Consider the following 5534-nt stretch of genomic DNA (forward strand, 5'->3'; position numbering starts at 1 on the left):
GCGACTGAAGTCGCCGTTCGTTTTTCATCCACGCTTTAAAAAGACGTGGCTTTCAAACTCTCGTCCTTCTCTCGTAAAAATGGTTGAAAAAACCTGCCGGTGGACTTGATACAACCATTCATTGTATAAATTCAATATAGATGATAAACCTCCCCGTTGGAGCCAGGTTTTGTCAGATCTTTTGTCGAATTTTGTCAGGTTTTTTGTGAACCAATGTTAAGTTGTCAGATCTGAGGGGGATTTTGTCAGATTGAATGTCAGGAAAAACAAAATTGTGGTATAATATTATTCTTTTGTTTTCTCTCCTCACCGAAGAGCCAGGATTGTTAATTTTATTGAAGATCGGGAACTGATTGAACGAATCTACGATCGCCTTTCCAGTGTGAATCATGGGGGGCGATCGCATCTATCATCGGTCTAGTGAGTCGGTCGGGTGCAAACCGCGATCGCTTTTCCTCACAGGCAAGATGCCTGTGCTACCAAAGGATTCGGGGCCGGGGGTGCAAACCGCGATCGCTCGTCGGCAATGGCGAAAGTCCGATTTCCCGAGTCCCGAGTTTCGATTCGAGCGATCGCGCGATCGCAAAGTCTGAGATGATGGATAGAAATTGGAGACTATCGATTCCGAACCAGACAAACTTCTATGCGAATCGCGCTTTTCACGGAAACATTTTTACCGAAAATCGACGGCATCGTTACGCGACTGTGCCACACCGCTGAACACCTCAGCCGCGCGGGGGACGAAGTGTTGATCGTCTCTCCGGAAGGGGGACTGACGGAATACAAGGGATGTCGAATCTACGGCGTTGAAGGATTTCCCCTGCCGATGTACCCGGAACTGAAAATCGGACTCCCCCACCCCGGCATCGGTACCAAATTGGCGGAATTCCGCCCGGACATCATCCACGTCGCCAACCCCGCCGTTTTGGGCCTCAGCGGCCTGTACTACGGCAAAAAACTCGGCATCCCCCTCGTCGCCTCCTACCATACCCACCTGCCCCAATACCTGCACCACTACGGCCTGGGGATGCTCGAAGAGTTCCTGTGGGGGCTGCTGCGGACGGCCCACAACCAGGCGGCCCTGAACCTGTGCACCTCCACGGCGATGGTTCAAGAGTTGCGGAACCACGGCATCGAGCGGGTGGACCTGTGGCAGCGGGGGGTCGATACGGAGCTGTTCCAACCCCACCGGGCCAATGCCGAAATGCGCGATCGCCTCACCGAGGGCCACCCGGAGAGCACCCTGCTGATTTACGTCGGGCGCCTGGGGGCGGAAAAAGAGGTCGATCGCATCAAACCCATCCTGGAGGCCATCCCCGGCGCCCGGTTGGCTTTGGTGGGAGACGGCCCCAACCGGGAGGCTCTGGAGGAGCATTTCGCCGGCACCCCCACCCACTTCGTCGGCTACCTGCGGGGCGAAGCCCTGGCTTCCGCCTACGCCTGTGCCGATGCGTTTATCTTCCCCTCCCGGACGGAAACCTTGGGGTTGGTGCTGCTGGAGGCGATGGCCGCCGGGACCCCGGTGGTGGCGGCCCGCTCCGGGGGCATCCCCGATATCGTCACCGACGGGGTGAACGGCCACCTGTTCGACCCGGCGGACGAAAATGGGGCGATCGAGGCCACCAAACGGCTGCTGTCCCGCGGCGCCGAGCGGGAACTGCTGCGACAAAATGCCCGCCTGGAGGCGGAACGCTGGGGGTGGGCGGCGGCGACCCAACAGTTGAGACGCTACTACCAAGCCATTCTCGCCCGGGAGTCCCTGCCGTCAGTTGCCTAGTTTCGAGGAAACCCGTAGACTTGAGACAGGGGGCGGAGAATTCCGCCGTTCCCTGTCCGCCACCCGGACAGGTTCCCAGGACTTCGGGTCCCGGAGTGGCGATCGCATCCCGGCGGGACAACAATTTTGTTCTCCGTTTCTCGGAGATCCCGCCACCGGTCGAGATCGAGCCGGATCTCGATCTTTTTTACTCCTGAATCGGGGGTTTCATCCTTCAATTTTGAATCCTTTTTGAATCCGACCCCGACCCATGACCCTCTCCAACGCCGGTAGCATTCTCGCTACGTTGACTCAAGTCAATCGCATGGGCTTATTGGCCGATCGCGTCAAGCATCTGCCGATGGGGGAATTTATCTGCATTCTGGATTTCATCACCGCCGAATTTCAGCAATTTTTGCGGGCGATCGAATTAATTAATAACGAGGCGATCGAAACCCTCCTCGAACAACTCCTCGACGCCTTCACCCTCAAAATCGGCCAAATTCTGGAAGCCGATCGCACCACGATTTTTCTGATCAACCGCAACAAAGGGCAGCTCTGGTACAAAACCCTCCCCGACACCGACGGCGAGCCGGGATCGACCCCCCGAGAACACACCGAAGAAGTCCGCCTGCCGATGGACACGGGAATTTTGGGCCACGTTGCCCGCACGGGACAGGCGATCAATATCGGCGACGCCCACACCTGTCACCTGTTTGACCCCGCCGTGGACGAACCCCACGGATACCGCGCCCGCAGCATTCTCTGTATGCCCATTTTCAGCACCCAGAACCCCTCTGAACCGGTGGCGGTGGTGCGGCTGCTCAACAAGGCGGGCGATCGCGGTTTTACGGAGGAAGACGAGCAGCAATTTCGCTCCTTCGCCGACTCCATCGGCATCATCCTGGAAAGCTGCCAATCCTTTTTCGTCGCCGCCCGCAACCAGCGGGGTGTCGCGGCCCTTTTAAAAGCTACCACCACCCTCGGCCAAAGTCTGGATCTCGAAACCACTTTGCTGTCCGTGATGGAACAGGCCCGGGATCTGATGCAGGCCGATCGCAGCACGATTTTCTTACTCAAAAAAGAAACCCAGGAACTGTGGACAAAAGTGGCGAAAGCCGACGGCAAAACAATGGTGGAAATTCGCATCCCCGCCAACAAGGGCATCGCCGGTTACGTCGCCTCCACCGGCCAGGTTTTGAACATCACCAACGCCTACACCGACCCCCGTTTCGACCCCACCACCGATCGCAAAACCGGCTACCGAACCCGCAACATCCTCTGTATGCCCGTCTACAACGCCAAGGGGGAATTGATCGGCGTCACCCAACTGATCAACAAGCACAAGGGCAGTTTCACCAACTCTGACGAAGAATTTCTCCGGGCGTTCAACGCCCAGGCGGGCATCGCCCTACAAAATGCCCAGTTGTTTGAAAATGTGATGGTGGAGAAACAGTACCAAAAAGACATCCTCCAAAGCCTCTCCGATGTGGTCATTTCTACGGATTTACAGGGCCGCATCGTCACCATCAACGATGCCGCTTTGGAACTGCTCGGATGTCCCCGCCGCCGCGCCCGCCACCGCCAGATCCGCCAATATTGGGAAGACCATCTGAGGGGGCAGTACATCTGGGACGTTCTCCCCATCGAAAATTTGCAACTTCGTCTGGAAGATAGCCTCAAATATGCCGCCCGCCATTTCGTCCCCGAACAAAGTTTGACGTTGGGGTTGGTGGAAGTGACGATTCCTGAGTTTGGGGAGGAAATATCGATCCCGATTTTGGTGGTTCCCGATCGCGACAATCCCGATATTTATTACCCCTGGAGTCGGGGAAAGGGCGAGCGATCGCCCACCTATTCCACCCCGGAGATCCGCCAACTCGAACGCAGCATCAACCTCACCGTTAACCCCCTCACCAACCCGGAAGGCGGCGTGCGCGGGGGGTTGGTGGTTCTGGAAGATATCAGCCGCGAAAAGCGGATGAAAACCACCATGTACCGCTACATGACTCCCGGTGTCGCGGAGCGGGTGATGGCCCTGGGGGAAGATGCGCTGATGGTCGGGGAACGGAAGGAAGTAACAATCCTTTTTTCCGACATCCGGGGTTACACTACATTGACCGAAAATTTGGAAGCCTCCGACGTGGTGGCGCTGTTAAATCAGTATTTTGAAACGATGGTGGAGGCGGTTTTTTCCCACGAAGGAACGTTGGATAAGTTTATCGGTGACGCGCTGATGGCGGTGTTCGGGGCGCCGCTTCCGCTGCGGGACAATCACGCTTGGATGGCGGTGAAGTCGGCGTTGGATATGCGGCGGAGATTGAAGGAGTTCAACGAATCCCGCCCCACTGAACCGCAGATTCGCATCGGGATCGGCATGAGTTCGGGGGAGGTGGTTTCGGGCAATATCGGCTCCCAAAAACGGATGGATTATACGGTGATTGGAGATGGGGTGAATTTGAGTTCCCGTTTGGAACAATTGACTAAGTTATATGGCTGCGATATTATTTTAAGTGAGATGACTTACGAATTGTGCGGCGATCGCATCTGGGTGCGGGAGTTGGACAAGGTGCGGGTGAAGGGGAAAAATAAGGCGGTCAATATTTACGAGTTGATCGGCTCAAAATCCCTGCAATTGGGCGAAGAAACCCACGAGTTTTTGGAATATTACAGTTTGGGGCGAGAAGCTTACTTGGAACGCAATTTTTCCGGGGCGATCCGACACTTGGAAATTGCCCGAACCATGCGGCCGGACGATCGCGCGGTGGAAATTCACATCGCGCGATCGCAAAACTACTTGGAAAATCCCCCCCCGGAAGATTGGGACGGGATTCACACGATGACGACGAAATAGCGGGAGTCGGGAGTCGGGAGTCGGGAGTCGGGAGTCGTTTTGGGTGCGTTCCCCACTATCACCGACCGATTCAACCGATCATAAATGAGTGGGAACGCACCCGACAATTAACTCCCTATTGCCTCTTGCCTCTTGCCTCTTGCCTATCCTAATATTAGCTCTTTTATCCCTTCAGGTAAGCCAACATGGTGTCGGCGTCGGAGACTTCAAAGGGGTCGGTGGGGCAGTTGTCGCCGAAGTCGGGCTCGATGAACATTTTCTCGATTTTGCCGTCGTTGACGACCATCGAATAGCGCCAGGAACGCATCCCGAAGCCCAGGTTGGACTTGTCAACCAGCATCCCCATTTTGCGGGTGAATTCGCCGTTTCCGTCGGGCAGCAAAAACACTTTGTCGGCGCCCTGCTGTTTGCCCCACTGGTACATGACGAAGGCGTCGTTGACGGAGATGCAGATGATCTCGTCGATGCCTTGGGCTTTGATTTCTTCGTAGAGTTCCTCGTAGCGGGGGAGGTGGGTGGAGGAACAGGTGGGGGTGAAAGCACCGGGGAGGGAGAAGACGACAACGCGCTTGCCGCCGAAGAGCTCTTGGGTGGTGCGATCTTGCCAGCGGAAGGGGTTGGGGCCGCCGACGGACTCGTCGCGGACGCGGGTTTTGAATACAACGTCGGGTACTTTGTCGATAACCATAGTTCCTGTTTCAGCTTGATTGAATGTTTCTGAACTCAGAATAATTCTGATTTAGAGTGTTGTAAATGAGTATTTGTACTTATTTTCTGGAATGATTCTGATTTAAAGTTGACTCTCAATTAAAAGGATCTATAATAGATGAATAGATAGACTTAGAACGAGTCAGCACCCCCGGCTGAAGCACGGGGGCTTCGTGCCCTCCCCTTCAGGTAGCTGACCAGCTATCGCCTTAACTG

General features: G+C 55.6%; 3 protein-coding genes. 2 read left to right on the forward strand and 1 reads right to left on the reverse strand.

Going from position 1 to position 5534, the window contains the following annotated elements; genetic code table 11:
* The first annotated feature begins 643 nt into the window (after window positions 1-643).
* Both LKE08_RS02125 and LKE08_RS02130 read left to right on the forward strand, forming a co-directional pair.
* Entirely contained in the window at window positions 644-1777 is a 1134-nt protein-coding gene (locus tag LKE08_RS02125; protein WP_324702540.1) for a glycosyltransferase family 1 protein, read from the forward strand.
* Between the two features lie 250 nt (window positions 1778-2027).
* Window positions 2028-4610, forward strand: coding sequence for a GAF domain-containing protein (locus LKE08_RS02130; protein ID WP_324702541.1), 2583 nt, complete (start codon window positions 2028-2030; stop codon window positions 4608-4610).
* A gap of 163 nt (window positions 4611-4773) precedes the next feature.
* Here LKE08_RS02130 and LKE08_RS02135 read toward each other — a convergent pair whose 3' ends face one another.
* Entirely contained in the window at window positions 4774-5298 is a 525-nt protein-coding gene (locus LKE08_RS02135; RefSeq protein ID WP_324702542.1) for a peroxiredoxin, read from the reverse strand.
* Window positions 5299-5534 lie beyond the last annotated feature (236 nt).

The sequence above is a fragment of the Lyngbya sp. CCY1209 genome, from assembly GCF_035615495.1.
Classification (GTDB): domain Bacteria; phylum Cyanobacteriota; class Cyanobacteriia; order Cyanobacteriales; family Microcoleaceae; genus Limnospira.